Origin of the sequence: Streptomyces sp. NPDC059816 (assembly GCF_042732055.1) — a bacterium.
Lineage (GTDB): Bacteria > Actinomycetota > Actinomycetes > Streptomycetales > Streptomycetaceae > Streptomyces.
In genome coordinates this window covers 18896-40837 of record NZ_JBHWIQ010000041.1, presented here as the reverse complement: position 1 = coordinate 40837, position 21942 = coordinate 18896, and the positions used below count along the sequence as shown (strand labels likewise).

General features: G+C 72.0%; 22 protein-coding genes. 12 read left to right on the top strand and 10 right to left on the bottom strand.

Features of this window, described 5'->3' with window-relative positions; genetic code table 11:
- Positions 1-139 precede the first annotated feature (139 nt).
- Positions 140-688, top strand: a complete 549-nt coding sequence (locus tag ACFV88_RS33770; RefSeq protein WP_385495963.1) for a hypothetical protein — start codon at positions 140-142, stop codon at positions 686-688.
- Between the two features lie 86 nt (positions 689-774).
- On the top strand, positions 775-978 hold the full coding sequence (locus tag ACFV88_RS33765) for a hypothetical protein (RefSeq protein ID WP_385495962.1): 204 nt from the start codon (positions 775-777) through the stop codon (positions 976-978).
- Positions 979-1061: 83 nt separating this feature from the next.
- On the opposite strand, the gene ACFV88_RS33760 is transcribed toward ACFV88_RS33765, so the two are convergent.
- The 6 genes from ACFV88_RS33760 to ACFV88_RS33735 form a co-directional block, all read right to left on the bottom strand.
- Positions 1062-2453 (bottom strand): hypothetical protein, encoded by a 1392-nt coding sequence (locus ACFV88_RS33760; protein ID WP_385495961.1) that lies wholly within the window; start codon positions 2451-2453, stop codon positions 1062-1064.
- A gap of 238 nt (positions 2454-2691) precedes the next feature.
- Complete coding sequence (locus ACFV88_RS33755) at positions 2692-3162, bottom strand: hypothetical protein (protein WP_385495960.1); 471 nt, start codon at positions 3160-3162, stop codon at positions 2692-2694.
- Between the two features lie 33 nt (positions 3163-3195).
- Positions 3196-3375: a hypothetical protein gene (locus ACFV88_RS33750; protein ID WP_385495959.1), complete on the bottom strand. Its 180-nt coding sequence runs from the start codon at positions 3373-3375 to the stop codon at positions 3196-3198.
- A 180-nt stretch (positions 3376-3555) separates the two neighbouring features.
- The gene (locus ACFV88_RS33745; protein WP_385495958.1) at positions 3556-4014 is read right to left on the bottom strand and encodes a hypothetical protein; all 459 of its coding nucleotides are present in this window, start codon (positions 4012-4014) and stop codon (positions 3556-3558) included.
- Positions 4015-4300: 286 nt separating this feature from the next.
- Positions 4301-5107, bottom strand: a complete 807-nt coding sequence (locus ACFV88_RS33740) for a glycoprotein (protein ID WP_385495957.1) — start codon at positions 5105-5107, stop codon at positions 4301-4303.
- Between the two features lies 1 nt (position 5108).
- A complete protein-coding gene (locus tag ACFV88_RS33735; RefSeq protein WP_385495956.1) occupies positions 5109-5672 on the bottom strand; it encodes a sigma factor-like helix-turn-helix DNA-binding protein in 564 nt (187 codons plus the stop codon).
- A 460-nt stretch (positions 5673-6132) separates the two neighbouring features.
- Here ACFV88_RS33735 and ACFV88_RS33730 point away from each other — a divergent pair, with 460 nt between their 5' ends.
- Positions 6133-6915 carry an SAM-dependent methyltransferase gene (locus ACFV88_RS33730; RefSeq protein WP_385495967.1) on the top strand — a complete coding sequence of 261 codons (783 nt, stop codon included), beginning with the start codon at positions 6133-6135 and terminating at the stop codon, positions 6913-6915.
- Positions 6916-7720: 805 nt separating this feature from the next.
- Here ACFV88_RS33730 and ACFV88_RS33725 read toward each other — a convergent pair.
- Positions 7721-9133 carry a helix-turn-helix domain-containing protein gene (locus ACFV88_RS33725; RefSeq protein WP_385495955.1) on the bottom strand — a complete coding sequence of 471 codons (1413 nt, stop codon included), beginning with the start codon at positions 9131-9133 and terminating at the stop codon, positions 7721-7723.
- Between the two features lie 498 nt (positions 9134-9631).
- Here ACFV88_RS33725 and ACFV88_RS33720 point away from each other — a divergent pair, with 498 nt between their 5' ends.
- The 8 genes from ACFV88_RS33720 (at position 9632) to ACFV88_RS33685 (ending at position 18341) form a co-directional block, all read left to right on the top strand.
- Positions 9632-10729 (top strand): hypothetical protein, encoded by a 1098-nt coding sequence (locus ACFV88_RS33720; protein WP_385495954.1) that lies wholly within the window; start codon positions 9632-9634, stop codon positions 10727-10729.
- Between the two features lie 185 nt (positions 10730-10914).
- Positions 10915-11640, top strand: coding sequence for a hypothetical protein (locus ACFV88_RS33715; protein ID WP_385495953.1), 726 nt, complete (start codon positions 10915-10917; stop codon positions 11638-11640).
- Positions 11637-12554, top strand: a complete 918-nt coding sequence (locus tag ACFV88_RS33710) for a hypothetical protein (protein ID WP_385495952.1) — start codon at positions 11637-11639, stop codon at positions 12552-12554. Before ACFV88_RS33715 ends, ACFV88_RS33710 begins: the two co-directional genes overlap by 4 nt.
- Positions 12551-13369 carry an AP endonuclease gene (locus tag ACFV88_RS33705; RefSeq protein WP_385495951.1) on the top strand — a complete coding sequence of 273 codons (819 nt, stop codon included), beginning with the start codon at positions 12551-12553 and terminating at the stop codon, positions 13367-13369. Before ACFV88_RS33710 ends, ACFV88_RS33705 begins: the two co-directional genes overlap by 4 nt.
- A gap of 12 nt (positions 13370-13381) precedes the next feature.
- Complete coding sequence (locus tag ACFV88_RS33700; RefSeq protein WP_385495950.1) at positions 13382-14461, top strand: phosphotransferase enzyme family protein; 1080 nt, start codon at positions 13382-13384, stop codon at positions 14459-14461.
- A gap of 66 nt (positions 14462-14527) precedes the next feature.
- Entirely contained in the window at positions 14528-17257 is a 2730-nt protein-coding gene (locus tag ACFV88_RS33695) for a Gfo/Idh/MocA family oxidoreductase (protein ID WP_385495949.1), read from the top strand.
- Complete coding sequence (locus tag ACFV88_RS33690; protein ID WP_385495948.1) at positions 17254-17709, top strand: hypothetical protein; 456 nt, start codon at positions 17254-17256, stop codon at positions 17707-17709. Before ACFV88_RS33695 ends, ACFV88_RS33690 begins: the two co-directional genes overlap by 4 nt.
- A gap of 260 nt (positions 17710-17969) precedes the next feature.
- Complete coding sequence (locus ACFV88_RS33685) at positions 17970-18341, top strand: hypothetical protein (RefSeq protein WP_385495946.1); 372 nt, start codon at positions 17970-17972, stop codon at positions 18339-18341.
- 31 nt (positions 18342-18372) lie between these two features.
- Here ACFV88_RS33685 and ACFV88_RS33680 read toward each other — a convergent pair whose 3' ends face one another.
- The 3 genes from ACFV88_RS33680 to ACFV88_RS33670 all read right to left on the bottom strand — a co-directional run bounded on the left by ACFV88_RS33680 (position 18373) and on the right by ACFV88_RS33670 (position 20882).
- Entirely contained in the window at positions 18373-18900 is a 528-nt protein-coding gene (locus ACFV88_RS33680; RefSeq protein ID WP_385495945.1) for an NUDIX domain-containing protein, read from the bottom strand.
- A gap of 402 nt (positions 18901-19302) precedes the next feature.
- Positions 19303-19674 carry a hypothetical protein gene (locus ACFV88_RS33675; RefSeq protein WP_385495943.1) on the bottom strand — a complete coding sequence of 124 codons (372 nt, stop codon included), beginning with the start codon at positions 19672-19674 and terminating at the stop codon, positions 19303-19305.
- Complete coding sequence (locus ACFV88_RS33670) at positions 19671-20882, bottom strand: recombinase family protein (protein ID WP_385495942.1); 1212 nt, start codon at positions 20880-20882, stop codon at positions 19671-19673. The genes ACFV88_RS33675 and ACFV88_RS33670 overlap by 4 nt, the downstream gene beginning before the upstream one ends.
- A gap of 698 nt (positions 20883-21580) precedes the next feature.
- Between ACFV88_RS33670 and ACFV88_RS33665 the strand changes: the two genes are divergently transcribed.
- On the top strand, positions 21581-21709 hold the full coding sequence (locus ACFV88_RS33665) for a hypothetical protein (RefSeq protein WP_385495941.1): 129 nt from the start codon (positions 21581-21583) through the stop codon (positions 21707-21709).
- Positions 21710-21942 lie beyond the last annotated feature (233 nt).

Here is a 21942-nt window from a genome sequence, read left to right as displayed (position 1 = left end):
CTCCACCCCCCGCCCCCCCCCGCCCGGGGGGGCCCCAACCCCCCACTTCTCCCACACGGCTTTCCCGCCGGGGGCCCCGCGCCCGGGCGCGGCGCCCCCCGACAGCCCTGTAAGGACATACGAGATGCGGACTTCAGCAATGCCCTCTCATGACTTCGACCCGATGACCGACCCGGCGTTCCAGGGATGGGCGCTCAGGGTCGCCGACGAACTGTGGCTCGAACTCGGTGAGCCCGGCCCCACCAACACGGTGCTCAACTGGCTGTGGACCATGTTCACCAACAACGGAGAGATGCCCCCTCACCGGCTGGCGGAAGACGTCCAGCGCAGACGGGCCACCCTCACGAAGCACAGGATGCGCAGCCTCCTCGACCAGGCACGCCAGGAAACCGGCTTGGACATCGCAGAGTCCTTCCTCGTCACAGCACCCGACGCACACGAGCCCACCGGGCAGGTGTATGTCGGCAACACCGTGATCCGCAGCTTCCGCGAATCATGGATCGCGAAAGAGACAGCCGACGCGGTCCAGGACCATCTGATGTCCCGCTACCGAACCGTGTGGCCTGTATGCCCTCGACACCATCTCGGCGTACACGTCATCCGGACCTCAACCGGCCCGGCCTGGGAGTGCTCAACAGGCCCCCACCGCTTCCCCATCTACGACAACCCTCCACAGGCCAAAGACTGAATCCCAACACGCCGACATCCACCACAGCTGACGCCGTAAGTATGGGTACTCATGCGCGAGTTGTGGGCGCCACCTATCTTCGCGAGATGCCCACAAATCCCGCACAGCCGTCATCCGCTTCCAGCAGGAATGGCTGGGGTTGCTGTCTGCTGTTCGCTGGCCTGCCCCTCGTCTGGGCCATCGCCACGCCCTTCCTTCCGGAGCAGGTGTTCTGGTTCCCCTTCTGGGTGGGGGCCGTGATCTGGAACGGAGCGGACGGTCAAGGCGGCATCAGCCACTTGTTCGACTGACAGCAGGTAGGGATCAGAGCGATCCGACGCAACTCACGCCGCCTTGGCGGTATGACCGGCTGGCGTCGCACCATGGGCAGTGATCAGGCGGGACCCCGGGTGAGACGGGGGTCGAGCGCGTACACCGGTGCCGGGCCGGGGCGTGGAGGCAGGTGTTCGTTGACCCAGGTGCCGCGGACCCAGGTGCGGCGCCGGGTGAAGGTCACGCCCTCGATCGCCTCAGGACCGTAGACGGGGCCGGATGGCAAGCCGTGGTCGTCGAGCAGGTGCACACGGGTGTTGCGGGTGAAGTGCGCTCGGCGCCATTCCCGATACTGGGCGGTCGGCGTGCCCGGTTCACTGGCGGGTGCGGGTGCCGACTGGGCGGGCAGTGCGGGCTGGTGGGGAGGGGCGCTGAGGGACCTGACGCGCAGGAGCGCGCCGGCGAGGGCCTGGGGAGTGCGGGCGCGTCGGCGGCGCTCTGCGGGAGACATGCCGCGGCCCTTCTTGCCCTTGCCTTTGCCACTGGAGCGGGCCCGGCCCGGCAGCGGCGGGGGTACGTCCCAGCCCTGCAGGCTGAGCAGGGCCGCGTAGTTGCTCAGGACGCGGGCGGCCGGACTGGAACGTTCGAGATGGGTGACCGGCAGTAGCGTGAACTCGTTCTGTCCGTCGTCCGCACGTACCGTGATGATCAGCCAGCCCTGATCTTGGTCGAGAAGGTACGTGTCGTCGGTGTCGTCGTCGGGGTGCCCCAGCAGGAGACCGCCGACGATCAGAGGATTCCGGTCGAAGAAGGTGACCCTCTCAGCATCGGAGGCCATGGCGGCGATGTGGGCGTGGAGGGTCGCGTCGTCTGCGGTCACGGCCGGCAAGGGGATACCGTCATGGAAGACAAGGGCGGCCTCGGCGGGAAGCCGCAGCTCCGCGTCCGGCCCGGGCGGCAGGCCGGTGGCGGCGTCGAACGCGGCGGCCGCCGGGATGAAGTGCGGCCATGCGGTGTAGGCGGCCATCAGCGCTAGCATCTGGTGGACCCTGGTCACCGCCTCGTCCTTGGAGTCACCACGCAGGGGCCGGCCGCTCATGGCCTCGGGGCTCACGCTCCAGGACCGAAGGAGTGCCGCGTCACCCGGTGCAAGGTTCCGCGCGCGGCCGACCAAGTTGCCGCGGCCGGTGTCGGCCTCGTACGCACGGTCGTCGGCAAAGTCGTGGCGAAGGAGCCACGGGATCAGTTCCAGCACGTCACAGTCCCGACCATCGGCCAGGCGGACGATCCCCTCCAACTGGCCGTCTGCCATCAGGACCTGGCCAGGGGCGAGCAGTCGTGTCACGCCCACCCTGTCCAGTAGCTGCTGCCACACGACCTCGATGCTCCCGGAGTTCACCTCGCCGGACTCCTCAAGGCGGTTCACCTCGGTCGCGTCGGCACCGTAGAGGAGCCGGGCGACAGCCTCGGCCATCGGATCACCAGGCGGCAGGAAGCCAGGCTCCAAGGACATGATCGGGAACTTCCCATCTCGTTGAGACATGCGCGGCGACGCCGACCCTCGTGCGCGCACCCTACGGGCCGACACCGGCTGCTGACGGCCAACCCGGCCGGTCGACGGCTGCTAGATCCGGGCCAGGGACCAGGCGAGCACCACCGAAACCGTCGTGTTCAGGAGACCAGCCCGCCCGAGCAACGCGCGGGGGTGAGCCGTGTGCTTCGGCGGTGCGAGTGTTGTGGCCGTCGCCTGCCTAGTCCCAGAGCCTGAGTTCTTGGGCTGCCAGGTGTAGATGGCGGGTCTCCGGCGGATAGTCGGTCGGGGCCCGGAGTCCGAGCGCCCAGACGGTGACGGCGTACTCGTACCCATGCCGGTGGCGGTGGTAGTCGCCCGCAGCACCAGTGAGGAAACGGCGGACAGCGGGACTGTAAGGCGATCGGCTGTCCTCGGTCGACGTTACGCGGGTGCTGGTCTCGGGGTCGTCGTAGTTCACGTTCCTTAGCCGCGGGTCGGCCAGGAGCTTGGTGAGGGCCTGGTACCAGCAGTTCAGTTCCTCGGCCCGGTTACGGAAGACACCGGTGATGTCGTCGGTGTCTTCTAGCAGGGTCTCCACATCGAAGTGCCCGAGGAGGGGAACCTGGAAGTCGTACTCCTCAATGGCGTCGATCTCGGGCTGGGTGAAGGCCCTCACGTTGTACTGGCACAGACCCATGACGTTCTGCATGGACTCGCGGAAGTAGCGCATCAGCGGCTCCTGTCAGCTCTGGTCAGGGGAGGGGGAGTACGTGCTCTGCGCGGGAACCGCGTAGGAGGTGCCGTTGGCCTTCGTCACGGTGACGTCGGAGGCCGGCGGCACATCGTACGAACGCGTGGTGGGCGTGGCGGTTGGCGGTGTGGTCTGGCCCTTGCGGCCGCCCCGGCCGATACGTCGCGTCATGACCTGGGCGTAGATCGTGGCAGTTCCTTCGGCGAACGCCGGATGTCCTTCGCGAACCCCTCGACCGGCGAACCTGCCTTCCGCACACGCTCACCCGCGCGGACCGAACACAGGACCGACCGCGCACCTGCCCGCGAGCGCGCGCCTGAACACCGGGGCCCTCAGCGACCCACGGAATGATCAGTCCAGCCAGCCGGTGGCCACGTAGTCCCAGTCGCTTCTCCCGAGCAGCCAGGCCTCCAGTACGCTGCGCGCTTCGGCCGGCACGAACACCCTGCTGTGGGCCGTGAAGGGGCCGGTGCGCGAGGCTCTGATCGGCGAACCCACCAACGCACTCGCCGCGAACTCGTCGCACGTGAACGTGATCGGATCACCCGGCAGCTCCAGCGCGTCCTTGGCCGCCCGAATGGCGCTTCTGAGATACCCCATGGGGTCCTGAACGCGCTTCGGGAGCAGCAGGGGATCCGAACTTGGCCGGGGACGGGAAAGTCGGTGTTCCTCGTTGCCCGTCCGGTACTCGTCCGTGGCATCCGCGTGCGCTTGCTCCCATGCCGTGCGGGGTAGCGTCACGTCGATCGTGTTGCCGTACGGGTTTGGCCGTTTGGCCTCCTCCACACTGCGGGGCAAAGCGAAGTCCATGCATCCTCCACGAGTGTCCGACGGGAACCCGGAGGGCTGATGATGAGGGGCACCGCGCCACATGCGAGGTACCCAACTCTAGCGTCGCACCGAGCCCTTGTGTGAGCTGCATCTGCGGCACCGGCACCGAGGTAGGCCGCTGTCCGCGTTCCGCCGTCTGCCCGGTCGCACGCGCGTTCGTGTGGTGGTGACCACGGGCTGGGACGCGGGCAGGTCACGGCAGCGGCATCCGCCATCGCGCCCTGACAGGGCGGGGCCTACCGGGTCCCCGGGAACCCGATAGGCGTCAGCTCCGGTTCTTGCTTGTGCGGGTCCGGTGGCGGATGACGATGGTGGACCAGGTCCTGCGGGCCGCCTCGCGCAGGGACCAGCGGTAGCGGGCGGGTTCGTGGGCCAGTGAAGTCAGGCTGTTGTCGGGGCGGGGGATCTCGCCGAAGTCGCCGTCGTCGCTCTCCACACTCAGGGCGTGGACGATGGCCTCCACCGCGGGGGGCAGTACCGGCCTGTCGCCCTGGTGGCAGCGGGCGACGAGGTCGTGCCGGATGTCGTCGGGAAGGATCCTCGGGGCCCTGCCGCGAAGCAGGGCACGGACGGCGCGGCGGCGCGGCCCGCGGTCGCGCCGCTCGCCGCGGCCGAGGGCGAGATTCTCGCGGCGCCAGTGCCGGGCGGTGCGGAACTCGGCCCGAGCCTCGTGGAAGAGGCTGAGGCAGAACGCCGCGGTCGCGTCCCCCCCTCCGGCGGCGAACTCCCACCAAAACCGTGCGCCGTCCGTGTAGCCGACGAGGTAGAGCAGGGCGGCGAACGGGAGCGCGCTGGAGGGGTCGATGCGCTGCTGGTCCAGCAGGAGTCGCATGGAGGCGGCGGCGGACGGCGCGTTCACGACCATGGTCGCGGCCAGATTCAGGTCCCGCCCGGCCTGCTCGGTGCGCGACAGCCGGGGCGCCGGCCACGCGGCGGCCGTTGTGCGTGGTTCCGGGGCCAGCTCGCGTTCCACGCGCTCCAGAGCCGCGGCGGTGTCGTAGGAGGTGTAGGCGTCGGGCAGAGCACCGGCGTCCTGGAGCGCGGCGTCGACCGTGCGGGGGTGGGTGCGCACGTCAGTCGGTGTCCTTGCTGTCGAGGGGGATGTTGAGCTTGCGGGCGAGGCTGTTCTTCGCGTGACGGATGTTGGAGCGGACCGTCGCGCACTCGATACCGAGGAAGTCCGCGGTCTCCTCGTCGGTGCGTGTCAGCACGTACCGCAGCACGATCACGTCCTGCTGGCGCTCCGGCAGGACCGCTATCGCGCTGTACAGACCGATCTCCTCACTGAGGACGGCGAACTCGTCGCACAACTCGTCGAACAACATCCGCCGGACCGCGCGCTCGAAGCCGGCGCTCTCCGCCAGAAGAGGCTTCAGCCCCCGCACCTCAAGCCAGGCGTCCACCTCGTCCTTCAGCAACGTCCACCCGTACTGCGGCACCGACTCCTGCACCAGCGCGTGCTCCCAGTCACGGCGCAGACTACGAAACGCCCGATCCGCGACGCCCTCGGCGGCGTCGCGACCGACATGGACCCGCGCGTACCGCATCCACAAGGTGCGGTGAAACGCATGGAACGCCTCGAAGGTCACGGTCCGAGACCGGTGCCTACGGGCGGAAGAGCCGGGCTGCTCGGTCACCTGCCCGCTCCCATCACGGCAGCTCCGCCTCGCACCGGCCGCCGCACGGGCCAGGGAGGGCGGTCGACTGCGGCGCCGGGCCCGCAGGCGCGGCAGGGAACGTGGCACAGATTGTCCGTCGACACGAAGGGTCCTTACGAGGGTGAAGAGAAGGCGATACCGAACCGCTCCTGAGTGGACGCGGGCCCGGTCGGGAACTGCTCCCACCTGTAGCAAACCCAATCAACGACCGCTCCGTGCAACACGGTTGACGATTTCCGAACAGATCCGGAAAGTATGACTAATGCCGCCGCGCGGGGAACGCGATGCCGGATGTCCTCCAGGCGTAGCAGGCGCTCTTGCCGGCTCCCGCCCGCGCGGGGTGGACTAGAGGCTTGCGCGGTGCCGCACCGGGCCGCACCACACACACGAAGGGGGAATCGGCGTGAGCGACACCGACGACGGCAGGGTCGACCTGGCGATGGACCAGCCGCACTCGGCCCGCATGTACGACTACTACCTCGGCGGCATCACCAACTTCCCCGCCGACCGGGAGACCGCCGTCAAGACACTCAACGCGTTCCCCGCCGCCCCCATCGCCGCCCGCGTCAACCGCCGCTTCATGCACCGCGCCACCCGCCACGCAGCCGCCGCCCACGGCATCAGCCAGTTCCTCGACATCGGCACCGGCATCCCCACCTCACCCAACCTCCACGAGATAGCCCAGACCACCGCCCCGCACGCCCGCGTCGTCTACACCGACAACGACCCCATCGTCCTCACCCACGCCCAAGCCCTCCTGCGCAGCCATCCCGACGGCGTCACCGCCTACATGCAGGCCGACGCCCGCGACCCCGACGAGATCCTCGGCCACCGCACCCTGACCACCACCCTCGACTTCACCCGACCCATCGCCCTCAGCCTCGTGGCCCTCCTCCACTTCCTCACCAACGACGAAGCCCACACCCTCGTCGAACAGCTCAAGGCCGCCCTCCCGGCGGGCAGCACCCTGGCCATCAGCCACGGCACCCCGGACTTCGACCCCGACGGCGTCGCCCGCGTCGCCCGCATCTACGCCGACGCCGGCAGCCCGATCCACCTCCGCACCCGCGAGGAGATCACCACCTTCTTCACCGGCTGGGAACTCCTCCCCCCCGGCGTCGTCCCCACCCGCACCTGGCACCCCGACCCCGACGACCCCACCAACACCGTCACCGACGCCGACGCCTCCACCTACGCCGCCCTCGCCCACAAACCCGCCTGACACCCCCCACCACAGCACGGAGACGCCGCGTCCGCCGCGCGGAACACCACCGTCCAGGGGAGAGGTGGCCGACCCGCCCGAGCCCAGCACGGAACGGGCCACGCAACCCGTGGGGCAGCAGCAGGTCCCAGGGAACGAACTGGCGGGGAAGAGCCCGCGCGCGTGCCCGCTGGACCGCACGTCAGAGCGTGGCTGCAACAGCTGTGGCGGGCGTTCGTGAGAAGTCGCGGATCTCTGGCCTGGCGGCGGCTGTGTCGGTTCCGCGATCCCACGAGCACTCGCGCTCTCCTGGCCGGCGGCGTCCCCGATGTTGCCGAGGCCGGGGCTACGCAGCCGCCGCACAGCCATCCCCTTCCGGAGACACCCATCGGGTCGGCGCGCCTGTGACCTGGCGCAGCCGCTACTCGGCCGCGACCGCGTAGTGAATCGCGTCCGCCGCGCCGCGCCGGTCAGCCGCAGCTACCTCGCCGCCCACTCCCGCCAGGGGAAGGAGACCCAGCTCGGCCAGGTGTGGCACGACCCTGGCCGCAACGGCAGGCAGCGGGTGTTCCGGATCATCGAAGCCGATCAGCCAGGGTGCTGCACCGGCACCCCCGGCACCACGCCCTGCCCCCCATCCCGGCCGCAGCGCCGGTCCGTCGCTCCCGCAAGAGCAGCCGGCGAGGGCTGTCGCGTGCCGGGTGACCCCCGCCGTGCAGCTCGGAACCGCGTCACGGAGGAGTCGGCGCCCTTGGCCATCGGCGCGGCGCAGCCGCAGTGGAGTACCGCGGTCACGTATCCAAATCGACCCGTGATGTCGGCCTCTTCACAGGAGGGCGCCGTGGCGGGCGGCGAAGGCACGGATACCGGGCAGCGTCTGGGACTGCTGGGTGTAGAGGAGATCGGTGGTGACGGTGCGAAGGGAGGGGCGCCGGAGTTCTTCCGGTGCGACGTGCTCGATGGCGCGGAGGTGGGTGTAGACGCGGTCGGGTCGGCCGATTCGGTGCCACATGCGGGCTGAGTCGGTGTGGAATCGGGCTTTTCGTTCGGCGGTGGGGAGCCGGGCGGGGTCGACGCGCTGGGCGTAGGTGATGCCGTCGTCGGGGGTGCCGAGCTGGGTGTGGACGCCGATGCGGTAGAGGTCGACCTGGGCGGGGCTGGCGGTGATGGTGAACAGGCCGCCGGGCTGGTCGTGGGGGATGCGGTGGGCGCTCTCGTCGGCCTCTGTGACGAGGTCGAGGGCGTTGGCGCGGTGTCCGCCGCAGGCGGCGGTGTATCCGGCGGTGAGGAGCAGGCACGTCCTGGCGGCGAGCGCCGCTGGGGGCGGGTCGCCGCGGTAGCCGGCGAAGCCGAGTGCGGTGCGGGTGAGGAACCCGACGGCTTCGGTGCCCTGTCCGGCGCGGCGCATGGCGATGGCGACCATCCGGGCGGCTTCGCTGACGACCTGGGGGTCGCCGCCGGCCCGGGCGGCGGCCAGGGCGCGGTCGGCGGTCACCCAGACGGCGTCGGAGGCTTCCTTGACGGCGAGTTCGGCGGCGAGGACGTAGGCGCGGGCGACGTGGGCGTGGGCCCGGTCGCGGGCGTGCCCGGGGCGGGCGTGGTCGCGGGTGGCCTCGGCGGTGGCGATCAGCGCCGGGAGGGCGCGGCCGAGGGCCTGGTAGCGGGCGGAGCTGAACGCGGCCCGGGCCCGGGCGAGCCCCTCGCCGAGGTCGGTATGCGGGACGGCTTGGGCGGCGGGTGGTTCGAAGAGGGCCCGTTCCAGGGGCGCGATGGGTGGCCCTGTGGGTGCGGCGTGGGCGGGTGTGGGGGTGAGGAGCGCGGCGCTGATGCCGAGGGCTCCGTTGACGAGGTCGCGTCGCTTCACAGGGTCCTCCGCGTCGGCCGGGCCTGATGCCGGGCCCACCCTAGCCCCGTCCGGGGGGCCGGCGGGGGCGAAGCGCCCGGTTCCACCCGGCCGCGTCCCGGCGGCTGCGGTGACCGGGGCGGTGAGGCCATTCGGTATGTGGAGTCCGGCGGTGATGCGGTCCAGGACGTCGGCGCTGGTCACCGTCCGGGCGCCGCGTTCGATCGCGCTGACGTCGGACTGGGCGAGGCCAGTCACGGCGCCGAGGCGGCTCTGGCTGGCGCCGGTGTACTGGCGTACGAGCCGGAAGACGGTGGCCATGTCGCGGTCGGCGAGCGCGCGGCGCATGGCGGGGCGGTCCCACAGCTCGTGCGGGACGGTGAGGTCAGGATGCACGAGTCCTCTCCCAGAACGAGGGTGCCGGACAAGGGGAACCCGATCGAGCGTAGGCGTGCCAGAACGGGCTGTCAGGGGCGCGAAGGGAGCGCGCAGGGCGCGGTCCTATAGGGCCTTCCTCTGGGCTCACGCCGGGCCGGGGAGCACTGTCGGTGGTGTTCGGCCAACCCGCCGGGGACGTCCCCCCGGGCACGGGTCCGGCTGCTCTGGAAGGAGAAGCCCATGGCGCCTCAACCGCCTCCGCCCCCGGGGCCTCTGCCGACGCCGCCGCCGCCGGGCGGCTGACGCGAGGCGCATCAGGACGGGCTCGCCGTGGCGCCGTTCGGCGGCGGGCCCGGTGCCCGGGGGACCGCTGGGTTCCGGCCAGCTCCGATCGTTGATCGGGCAAGGCGGCGGCCGGGCCGGTAGGACAGACCGGGCCGCCGCCCAGACGGAAAAGACCCCGGGATACCAGGGCACCGTTCCGGGCGACGAGACGAAGTTGAGGAGGGGATGACCGTGTCCCGACCAGGCGCGGAACCGGGCCCGGAGGGCAGGGCGCTGGCCCTGGAGGGCTTCCGGCTGCTCGTACGATCTGGTGTGATCGGCGCGGTGGACGCGGTGGCGGCGATGCTCACACCGCCGTGCGCCGACGAGACCCGCGCGAAGGCCGGACCGGACTGGACTCTGGAGATCCAGCACGGCCCGGCCGCAGCCCCGTACGACGACACCGGGGACCTCGTCGTGTGCCTGCCGTACTCCGGGCGCCGCCTCGCCGTCCGGGACACCGAAGGCGGGGTACTGCGGCTTGCGGCCCGCTACCGGCCCGGCGCCCCCTCCGCCGGGATCGAAGTCGACGCCCGCGCCCGCACCACCCGGCTGCTGGTGGCCGAGGAGGACAAACTGGGGGTGCGGTGGGCGGACTGGCTGGCCCGGATCTTCTTCGCCTCCCGGCTGCTCGCCGCAGGGTGGCGGATGCTACACGCCTCCGCCGTCGAACTCGACAACCGCGCCCTTGTGTTCCTTGCCGCAAGCGGCGGGGGGAAGTCGACGCTGGCACATAGGGCGGTGCACGAACTGGGGGCCCGCTTCCTCGCCGACGACCTCCTGCTCGTCCGGCCCGGGCGGCCGGTGATCGGCTGGCCCACCCGCATCGCACTCCCCGCCGATCTGAACGGCGCCGCCCCGGAGGCCGGACGGCGCGAGCACCGCACCATGAACGGCTGGACCAGGGACCGGGTGCTGTTCACCCCGGCCGAGCACCGCCAAGTTCTCGGCATCCACAGCGCGGGACCAACTCCCCGCGGAGCCCTGATCGTGGTGGAGAACCCCGGCGACGACGCACCCGTGACCGCCGCCCCGGCAGCGCCGGAGACGGTGACAGAAGCGCTGCGCTCCGCTGCGGCGGTGACCCGCCAGCAGGCGTACGTGAGCGACCCGCTCGGACTGATGGGCGGTCCACGCCTCACCGACCCCACCCCCACCACGTCGTCGGAGGAGCACCTGGCCGAAGCTCAACTGGCCATCCGGCTGGTCGTGCCCGCCCGCGGCCTGCCGACCGCCGGCGTCTGGGACGCGCTGGCCCCGTTCCTCCCGGCGATCGGAGGCCGGCGGTGATCCGGCACCGACCGGCCGCCGGGCCGCCTGGGATCACGGCCGAGCGGTGGGAGCTGGTGAGCGCCGGCCGCCGACTGATCGTGCGCACCGGACCGATGCCCGCCGGGGTGTGGGACCGGGTGGTTCCGCACCTTCCCGGCGTCACCGAACCCCCGCAGCCCCACTCGGAGCCAGACGGTTCGGACATGGTGGTACGTGTGCCCGGGGGTGCGGGGGCGGGTGATGCGCGGCGGCTGGTGAACGCCCGTCTCCATCTTCTTCACCTGGCCGCCGGGTGTCTGGCCCTGCACGCGGTTGCCGTTGAACGGGACGGGACTGCGGTGCTGCTGCTGGGCGGGCATGGGGCGGGCAAGTCGCTGACCGCGCTCGCCCTCGCCGAGCGCGGCTGGCGAGTCCTCGCCGGCGACGTCGCCCTTCTCGACACCCCGTCCTCCGGCAGTACCACCGGGTACCGGGTGGTGGGCGGGACGAGCGCGTTCATCGTCCGCCCCGGCGCCGTACGCCGCTGGCTCCCCACCGTTCCGCTCCCCGTCCACCACGGCGGGCGGGCCGACCTGGCCGGCCACCCCGGCCTCCGTACCCGGCCGCCGACCGGGCCGGTGCCGCTCGGCGGCGCCGTGATCGTGGACGTCGACGGGGACCCCCGCACGGGCGACGGCCCGGAGCTGGTGGACGCGCACACCGCGGTGTCGGTGTGGTGGCGGGCCGGCTCCCACCTCCTCGACCGGGTCCTGGACCATGGCGACCTCGTCCTGCGGACCCTGGAAACCGAACCCCTCGCCCACCACCGGCTCCTCCTGGTCCGCGCGCTCGCCGACCAAGTGCCGCTCCACACCATCCGCGGCACACCTCAGCACTTGGCCGACCGGATCGAACACCTCACCCGAACCCACGCCGGAGGAACACCATGACGACCGAGCCGTCCGACTCCGGGCCCCGGCACACCGGCGCCCGCGTCCACCTGGCGCACGGCCGCGCCCACCTCCGGCCACCGTCCCCGGAGCGGCTCCCGGAGGGCTGGGTGCGGGGGGAGTTCAGCGTGCTGAGCCCGGGGACCGAGCGCCGTCACCTCGCCGGGCCCGGCCGGGACGCCGGCTACATGAACGTAGGCCGCGCCCCGGGGGACGGCGGCGGGCCGGATGGGTGGGTGCTGGCGCCGGTCCCGCACGGCGCCGTCTTCGATCCGGCCGCCCCCGGCGTGCTCACCGTGCCCGACACGGTGCCGGTCACCGTGCTCGCCGCCGCGCGGTTCCAGCACATCGCCCGTCTCGGCCTCGACCGCCTCCCCCCGGCCACGGACCTCGACCAGCCGGTCGTGGTGGGGTCCGGGCCGGTCGCGCTCGGCTGCGTCCTGGAGCTCCACCGCCGCGGCGCCGACCGGATCACCGTCGTCACCGGCCGCCGCTACCCGCCGCTCGGCCGCGCCCCGTACGTCACCCTCACCGCACCGGATCCGGCACGGCCTGCCGGACTGGTGGTCGACACCACCGGGGAACCTGGCCGGGCCCTCGCCCTGACCAGGCCCGGCGGGGTCCTCGGCCTGCTCGGCACCCCCGGCCCCGAAGCGGCCCTGCCCGCGCGGGACGTGCACCGGCGCGGGGTGACGGTGGTGGGGATGCACGAACTCGCCCCGGCCCAGCCGGGGGCGTACGGGGAGGCGTTCACCGGCTGCGCGGACTGGATCACCCGCGCGGTGGCCCCGCAACTGCTGGCCGCCTGGTGCCGGATCGTGCCCGGGGAGAAGGCCCCCGACGTCTACGCCCTGCTGAACGCGCCCGGCCGGCCCGCCGATCCGGTGATCCTCTTCGACTGGAAGACCCGATGATCACGGTGCCGCCGGTCGGGCTCTACAGCATCGGCGTCCGCGGCCTGCCCGTACCCGCCCTCCTCGACTTCGCGCGGGAGTCCGGGGCCGGGTTCGTGCATCTGCGCGGCGGCCCGCGCGGGTACGACCTCGCCCGCCGGCCGGGTTCGGTGCTGGATGCCTGGGCGCGGGCCGCTGCCGAGATGTCAGTGCCGGTGACCGGGGTGACCGCGGATCTCGACCTCGCCGACCTCCTCCACCCCGACCCCTCCGTACGGAACCCCGCTCGCGGAGAGCTGGAGCGGCTCGCCGACGCGACAGTCCGCCTCGGCGCCCGGTGGGTACGGCTCCTCGCCGCCCGCCCGCCGACCACCCCCGAGGCGTGGGCGGGCCGGACGCTGCCCAGGATCACGGTGCCGCTGCTCGCGGAGCTCCATCACCCGGCCTGGCTCACCCCCACTTCGTTGACCGCCCTCGGGCCGCTGCTCAACGGCGGGCTCGGTCTGCTGGCCGACACCGCCCAGCTCGCCCCCGCCCTCCCGCGCCCAGCAGAGGATGCCGTGCTGGCGCGGGTGTTCGGCGCGGTGCGGGTGCTGCACCTGTCCAACCCCGGCACCGGTCTCGACGGGCCCGGGCAGCGGGCCGTCGCGGCCCGCGCCCTCGCGCGGATCCGGTCCGGGCGGGCGGTCGAGACCGCTTTCGAGTGGACCGGGCATCCTCGTACCCCGGCCGAATGCCTGGCCCGGTACCGGCAGGCCGTCGCCTGGTGGACCCGCCTCGCCACGACCACCCCGTCTGCGGGCCTAGGGTGTTCGCCCTCCAGTCCCCAACCGTGAAGGAGCCATTCCGTGCCCACCCCGACTCCGACCCCGCCCGCCCAGACTGCCGTCCCGGATCCGGCCCAGGGACTCGGCGCGCTGCTGGAGCACGCCTACGGCCTCGGCGGTGTCCGCCTGACCCGCCTTCCGGCCGGGCAGAACACCATCAACTACCGCGCCACCCGAGGCGGCGAGACCCTGTTCGTGAAGCACTACCTGCCCGCTACGGACCTGGCGGCGGAGCGGGCGGCGATCGGCCAGAGCCGACTCGCGGGGGAGCACGGCGTCCCCGTCGCCGTCCCGCGACCCACTCGGACGGGCGACATGATCGCCACCAGCGGGGACCTGGCCGCATCGGTCTGGGAGTGGGTGCCCGGCCGCAGCGTCGACGGGGGGCTCGCCCCCGGGCAGCAGGATGCCGCTGGCCGCGCCCTGGGTCTTGTCCACTCCGCCTTCGCCGAGCACCCGGCCGCAGCGGCCGGGGAGTCACGGCGGCTGGCGAAGTGGCGGACGACCGACCCGGCGGCGAAGCTCACCGCGACCGTCGACCAACTCCTCGACCTCATCGCCGACCGCCCCGCCCATGACGCGTTTGACGAAGAGGCGGTCCGGACCCTGACCGAGCGCCGCGCCGCCCTCACTCACTTGCCCGGACTGATCGCGGACCTTCCCGACGGGCTGACCACCCAGGTCCTCCACGGCGACTACTCCGCCGTCAACCTCCTGTTCGAGGACGACGTCCTCACGGGAGTTCTCGACTTCCTTCCTCCCGCGCCGGAGCTGGTCAGCTACGAGCTGGGGAGGATCGCGTTCGACCCGCGGACGGTCGTCCACGACCCCGACTGGTCCCGCGCCGGCGTCCGCCTCGTCCACGCTTACCAGACCACCAACCCTCACCACACAGCCGCGGACGTCACCGGCTGCGCGCGGGTCGCGCTGATCCAGCTCGTCACCAGCCTGTACGGGGTGAAGGACCACTACCTCAAGCCCGGCCTCCTCCAGGACGACCTGGACCGGTTCTGGCTGCTGCGGCACGCGGCGGCCACCCGGCTCCTGGACGCTCTGCCCGCTGTCGAGCGCGCCCTCGCCGAAGCCGCCGGGACCCGGTAGCCGCACGGCGCCCGCCCCGGGGGGCGGGCGCCCCTTTCCTTCCCTTCTGCGTCTGGAGTGATCCCGATGGGTTTGACCAGCAAGGCGGCCGTGAGCGAGCAGCCCGACGACCGGTGGAGCACCGTACGCGTCCCCCTGTCCTGGGAGGAGACGCGCGCTGCGGTGGCCGCGTTCGCCCGCGCGCACGGGTTCACCACCGCCCCGGCCGGAACGCGCGCTCTGCTGTTGCGGACGGCGGCGGGGGAGGCCGTGGTGAGCGTCCGCTGGAAACCCGCCGTCTCCGCTTGGCGGTCCACCACCAGGCAGTCCCCGCAGTCCGATGCCGGGGCGGAGGTCTTGATCGAGCCTCGCCCGGGCGGCCGGTTACCGGCCGAGGCCCTGCACCAGTACCTCACCGACCACCACGCCCTGCCCTACACCCCGGCCGAACTCGACGCGATCCGGGCCGGGATGCCGCTCCTCGACCACTACAGCACCCCGACCCAGCCGTTCGACGGCTGGGCGATGATCTTCCGCGACCACTACCTGGAGCACTCCGTCGGCTTCGTGACGGCGATGGAACGCGCCGGCACCCCGGCCCGCTGGATCCTCGCCCTCGACAAGGGCGACCGCACCCTCGGCCGTACCCGCGTGCACGCCACCTTCCGAGCGCGCGGCTACACCTCCGCCCTCCTCGACAACGCCCACGTCAACGACCCGGCCGCCCACACCCGGGAACTCGCCTCAGCGGGAGAGGCGGTCGACAGGTTCATCGAAGCCGCGCACCAGGCGGGACGCCGGGTCCTCGTCGTCGACGACGGCGGGCTGCTGGCCCGCGGCTACGGCACCCGCACCGCACGCCACCGAGTGGACGCCGCGCTGGAGCTCACGGTCAGCGGCCTCAAACGCATCACCGCCGCGCCGCCGCTCGCCGTCCCCGTCCTCAACCTCGCCCGCTCCCAGGTGAAGACCAGGCTCGGGTACCGGGAGATCGCCGACTCCTGCCTGCGCCGTCTACGGACGATCCTCCCGGACCGCAAGCTCATCGGCCGCCCCATCGTCCTCCTCGGATACGGCACGCTCGGCTCCCGCCTCGCCGCCCAACTACGCTCCCTGGGGTGCCGGGTCACGGTCGTCGACACCGACCTGCCCACCCTGATCGGCGCCGCCGAGGACGGCTTCTCCACCTGCCGCACCCTCACCGACGCGCTCCTGGCCACCACCCCCACCATGGTCATCGGAACCACTGGCGAACAGGCCCTCACTCCGGACGACGTTCCCCTCCTGCCCGGTGGTGTCCTCCTCGCGCCGTTCGCCACCGCCGACTTCTCCCACCTCACCCAACACCCGGAGTACGACCGCACGGTCGTCCCCGGGACCGGGGTCCGCTTCACCCTTCCCGGCGCCCGCACTGTCACGCTCCTCGGTGACGGGCGCTCCCTGAACCTCTTCGAGGCCGACTCCATCCCCAATGGCGGCTACGACGCCTACCGCGCCGCCACCCTCATCGCCGCCCATGCCCTGTGCACCACGAAGACGCCCCCGCCGCCGGGCGTCCACACCGCCTGGACCGACACCGCCATCACCAACGCCGGTCTGTGGGAGGCGTACTACCGCCTCCACTGCACCAGCCACCCCACGCCCTTCTCCGTACCGGCGACCCGTTCCGGTCCCCGGGCCATGCCCGGTCCGCGGCCCGGGCGGGCGGCGGTCGTCGGCTACGGCACCGCCGGACGCCTCCACACCCGCGTCCTCGCCCAGCTCGGCGCCACCCTCGCCGTCGTCGACCCCAAGCACCAGGACCTCCCCGCCGCAGGGCGCGCCTTCCCCACCGAGGTCGCCGCCCTCCCGCCCGGCCTCGCGGCCGGGATCGACCTGTGGACAGTGTGCTGCCCCACCGCCGACCACCTCCCCGTCCTGCGCGCGATCCTCGCCCACCAGCCAGCCGCTCGCGTGCTGCTGGAGAAACCGGCCTGCCAGGGCCACGAGATCGACGACTTCGTCCAGCTCCTCGCCGAACACCCCGACGCCCGGGTCGTGGTCAACGACCAGTACCGCCACACCACCACCCTCCCCGCCCTCCGCCACGCCCTCGACCCGACCGCACCGATCACGAGCATCGAGATCGTCTTCACCAAAAACCGCCAACCCGACCACGCCCGCGGACGCTTCACCGACCCCCACTACGGCGTCCTCGGCTACGAGTGGCTGCACATGCTCGCCGTCCTGCGCGAAACCCTCCCCGAACCCCTCTGGAACACCTACCTCGCCACCGACCCGATCACCGACAGCCGACTTGAACCCGTCTACCACCCCGGCCTGTTCGTCGCCGCCCTCACCGAACACACCACCCTCACCCCACCCGGTGCACCCTCGCTCCAGCTCACCCTCACCTCCTCCATCCTCGGCCCCACCCCCCAGCTCACCGGCCCCGAACCCGATCCAGCCCCCGGCGGGCCGTGGACCCGGGGGCTGCGCCCGGGCGACGACCGGCACCGCCACCTCACCGTCCACACCACCACCGGCCGCGCCGCGCTCCACCTCGACCCCGTCACCACCCCCGGCGGACGGCAGCTGGAACGCAACCACCACCGCCTCACCGCCTTCGCCCCCGACAACCGCCTCCTCGACGACCAGGTCCTCTACGACTCCCCGATGGAGACCTCCCTCCACCACGGCGTCACCACCCTGCTCGACACCGGCCCGCTCACGCCACCCGACCTCGCACCCCTCAAGCGCATCGCCCGGATCGCCGACCACCTCCGCACCCGCACCCCCCACCGGCCCCCCGACCAGCCAGAGGGAGACCGCCCGTGAACACCCTCACCCTCACCCTCACCACCGGCGGACACCACACGACCATCCGCACCGACACCCCCCACATCACCGACTGGGCCCGCGCCTACTTCACCCCCCACTGGCCCGAAGCACCCGCCACCGCGGCCAGGTCGCGGGTCACCGCCCTCCACGACGGCCCGCCCCTCGACCACAACAAACCCCACACCCACCGCACCATCTACGCCCGCGACCGCATCGGCTACACCCCACACCCCGACGGAAGCATCACCGCCCGCAACCTCACCCACCCCACGCTCACCTACCGCTACACCCCCACCCACCAGCACCTGGAGATCACCGACTCCGGCCACTCCCCTCATCAGCAGCAGCCCTGCACCCTCGCGGTCGCCAATCAGTACCAGCACCCCGACCTGGGCTACTACACGTGGGACGTCGTCGAAGAGGTCCGGCTCCGCCGATCACGCCGGTGAAGCCGATACGTTCCCTTCGGCCAGTTGCCGTCTGCGACCGGTGCTCCGGCCCAGCGGCTATGCTCGCCACCGCCGGACAGGGCCCACCGGCCCGGCCCGGCCAGTGAGATGGTCCCGACAGGGGGGAGAGGCGTGTGCTCAGCTGGAGAGCTGCGAAGGGCTCGCGGGCGGTTCGGGACTGCGCGTGGCGGGCTCATCTGGTGATGGAGACCCGGGCGCCGTTCGCTGCCTCCGCGGGTCTGCGGCAGGACCCTGATTCCGTGATCGGCGAGGCGGTCGCGGACAGCGAGGCCGTTCACGCCGCGCTCACAACCGTGGTGGAGGTCCTGGACCCGGGCATGGCGGTTGCCGAGCGCGCCCACGAGGCACTGCTCGCCGTGACGGGGCTGGTGGAGCTGCGGCCGGAGTGGATCGCGTACTGCGACGAGACGTTCGCCCTCGATTCCGTGGCTGCGGATCCGGCGAGCGAGATGAGCCGCCTGTGGGTCTCGGGCGACCTGGTGCGCGCGTGGCCGCGGTTCACCGTGGGAAAGGCCGCCCTCGTCGCGGCGACCGGCCCGCTCCATCATGTCCGCAGGGAACTGGCCGCGTTCTGCGGCACCGAACCCGTGCGGCGCCGGGCCGCCGCTTAGGGCAGGCGGGACGAAGGCACGGTTGGCCGGGTCATGGGGGCGTGACGGGGGCGGCCAGCAGCAGCGCGGTCACGCTGCCCGCCTCGGTGATCCGGCCAGCCCGAACAGCCCCGACAGCGTCCGTGAACTCCCACCACTGCACAGTCATGCCGATCTCGGTGTCGTCACGATGCACGGGACCGCTCCGGAGCCCCGTGGCGAGGAACAGGTGGGTGCGCGCGGCCGTCGTCGACGGCAGCGGGTCGATCACGCCGAGGGGCCGCAGTTCACCGACGTAGCCCGTCTCCTCCCGAAGCTCCCGGGCAGCCGCGTCCCGCGGGTCCTGACCGCCGGCGCCGCCTCCGGGCAGATGCAGAACACGACGCTGCTGGAGGTAGAAGTCGTCCTCGACGAGCAGCACCCGCCCTTGATCGTCGAGCGCCACCACGCGCACGCCGTCGTCCACGGTGACATGGTCGTAGGTTCCCCCGCTGCCGTCCGGCCGGAGCACCGAGTCCCGGCGCAGAGAGAGGAACGGCCCCTCGTGGAGCACCTCGGTCGCCGTCCGTGTCCATCCCACCGCCGCACGCCCCCTGTTCAGCCTGTGACCCGGCCCGCCATGGTGACGGACACCGTACCGGGCACACGCCCCGAAGGGGGTGCCCTCACCGGCCAGATGACGAGACGATGGGGCGGTGGGGTCGATGGCGTGGACGAGAGCGTCGGCCTGGGAAAGGGACGCGGGCGTCACACCGGTGGTCTCCGCTTCCCGGACCACCAACGCCCCGAACGCCCCTGCGGAGGCGGGGAGGATGCGATGACCCAGTACGGAGCGGGAGCCGAGCATCCACCGTGCGAACTCATCCGCGCACCGCAGCAGCGCTTCCGGGGCCCTGAGGGCGGAGTCGACGAGTGCTGTGGCGTGCCGGATGATGCCCCGCCGTACGGCGCGCACCCGCTTCACGGCCGGGTACCAAGACGCTCAAGAGGTTTTGGGGAGTGGCAGGGGCGATGCGGTTCTCGCCTGGTCTGCGAGGATCTGCTTCACCCGGCTGCGCGGAACTCCGGTTGCTCTCGCGATGTCGCCCAGCGTCGCCCGCCGCAGATCCAGGGTGACCATGGCCTCGATCTCCGCGGCGCGGCGGGTGTTCTCGGCTTCCCGTAGCGCCGCTAGTTCCGGTGTCGTGGGGACGATGGTGACTTCTGCGGTCACGCCGACGAGCGCGAGACCCTTCGCCGTGTTCTCGCCCACCGCCTTCAGCGTCCGCCCCTGCCCGTATACGTGGTGCCCGGGAACGCGGGCCACCCAGTACCGGCCCCGTCGGGTGGCCGGGCATTCGATCGTCGTGGTCATATCGCTTCCATGTCGTCGATGACCTGCTGGGCGACCAGGTCGGGTATGGGGGTGGGTAGCACGATCCGCTGGGCGCCGATCTGGTAGAGCGTGTGGCTGTCGTTCGCTTCGAGCAGGCTGATGGTGAGCCCGAGTCGGCGGGCGGCTGCGGCGATCCGCCGCAGCGGCCCGCCGCCGTCCTCCGCGCGCTTCCGCATGCCCGCGGTGACTACCTGGGCTTCCTTCCACTCCTCGACGGTGACGACCGCCTCGTGCGCGGGCGCGGGCGACCAGACCCACATCGAGACCGGGTTGATCCGGGAGAAGCCCGGCCGTCCGGTCCGTGTGGCCTTCCTGTTGTACACCTGGTGCCCGGTGAGCTTCGGATTGGCGATAAGTCCTTCGACCAGACCGTGGGTCCACTTTCCCGGGTACCGGTCGGGCTCAGTGGACAGGATGGCGATGATGTCGGCACCGGGGAGGTGTTCCTCGCGCCGGAGGCGGCACAGTTCCCGGGCCGCGTCGAACCGCCGCGGGTCGGGATGCGGCACGAGTTTCCGCTTGGGGCGCGCGTTGCCGAACCGCCCCGGCTGGACGGTGGCCTTCTCGTCGACCTGCGTGGTGTACGGATACGGCGGCACACCGTGGTTCCAGCCGTTGAGCGCGTGCTGGATCTGACCGCCCCGGGACATCTCCATCAGGGTCGCTTTGTAGATTTCTGCCTCCACCTGACCGTACCGGCGGGTGCGCAACTGTCCGCTCTCGGTTCCGCCGTGCGGCTCATTGGCATAGATGACCGTGACTCCGGCGCGTTCGAGCCGGTGCTCCACGGTCAGGGCGGTCAGCATCGCGCGCGCCACACGGTCCGACCGCTCGGCCAGGCAGTGGGTGAAGCCCAGGTACTCGGCCCGCTCCATGAGGTCCTGGAGTCCGCCGTCCCGGCGCACCGGCACACCCAGCGCTTCGTACATGGCCAGCGTTCCGTGGCCCCGCTCGTCCGGGGGAAGCATGCCGGACTCCACGTCCCAGTAGAACGCGGTGAACTCCTCACCCGGTTCGAGGCGTTCGCCCGCGAGGGCCACCTGCCGGGGTATGGACGAGGCGGGGTTCTGCCGGTCTTTGGTGGAGACACGGCCGAGGAACACGGGGCGCCGGGGCCGCTCGCTGCGCGGGCCGAACCCGGGCAGGTCGGTGAGGTCGCTGAGGTCGATGGGGGGTCCTAAAGCCATGGCTGTTCCTGGAATTGAAGATAGAGACGGGTGTGCATCTACGGTCGAGGGGCCGCTGCCCGGCCGGAACAGCGAGCGAAAGACAAGGCCGCGAAGACGTTGGATGGATGCGGCCGCTGGTCAGTGGTAGCCAGGCAGCCATCCGAGAGCGGAGGCGAGTGGGTTGCCGAAGGCCCCGCGGCGTTTCGGCCCGCGGGTGCCGGGCGATGCCGTTCCGTCCAGTGTGTCGCAGCCTCGGAGGCGACTGCTCCTGCCGATTCCCGCCCGCCAGCGTGGCATGGTGGGACACCCCCTCCCCTGAGTGGTGCATATAAGTACCACACTCGGGTGTTGCGAGAGCGCCTTCGCCGTCGGGTTCACGGCCGGACTCGGGCTCGGGGTGAACACCGGCTGCGGCCCTCACGGGCCTGGGCATAGAAGCGCACGTCCAGCCCCGTGTGCGCTCGGAAGATCACCGCACTGCGACGGCCCGTCCTGGCGGCCTGGGCCGCGACCCGGCTGTCCCGCGCCGACCGGCCCGGGACGGAGCGATTCCTCCGGCCCGGAGAGGAGCTCTGGACCGCGCAACGGACACTGGACGGAACGCGGCTGCGCGAGCTCGGGCACCAGCGGCACCAGGTGGTGCCGCGCTGGCCCGCCGCGCGGCCGACCTCGCACGCCAGGCAGGCCATCCGGTCACCGAATCCGTCCGGCACCAGGTGGAGCAGATTCTGTACGCGTTCCTCGCCGACCCGGAGGTCGGCGCTCTCGGGGGCGGCTCGCCGCAGTCCCGCCTGTCCGGATTCAGCGGCATCGCATCGGTCAGCTTGCCGGACGGACCGGAGTAGAGGCGCATCGAAGAGGCGTGCTGCCGGGCAGTTGAGGCCAAGACGCAGGCGGCCCTCCGGGAGACCGCACGTGCTTAGGCCGGACAGGAACGGGAGCGCGCGGCGGTGGCCGAGACTGCGGCCGAGGAGCACGTGCGCGATCTGGAAAGGCGGCTGCACCGGGTTGACGCGGACCGGGCCCTTCGCGCGGTGGCTGAGGAGGGGAACGGTCTGGAGTGTCTGGCCCGGCAGCG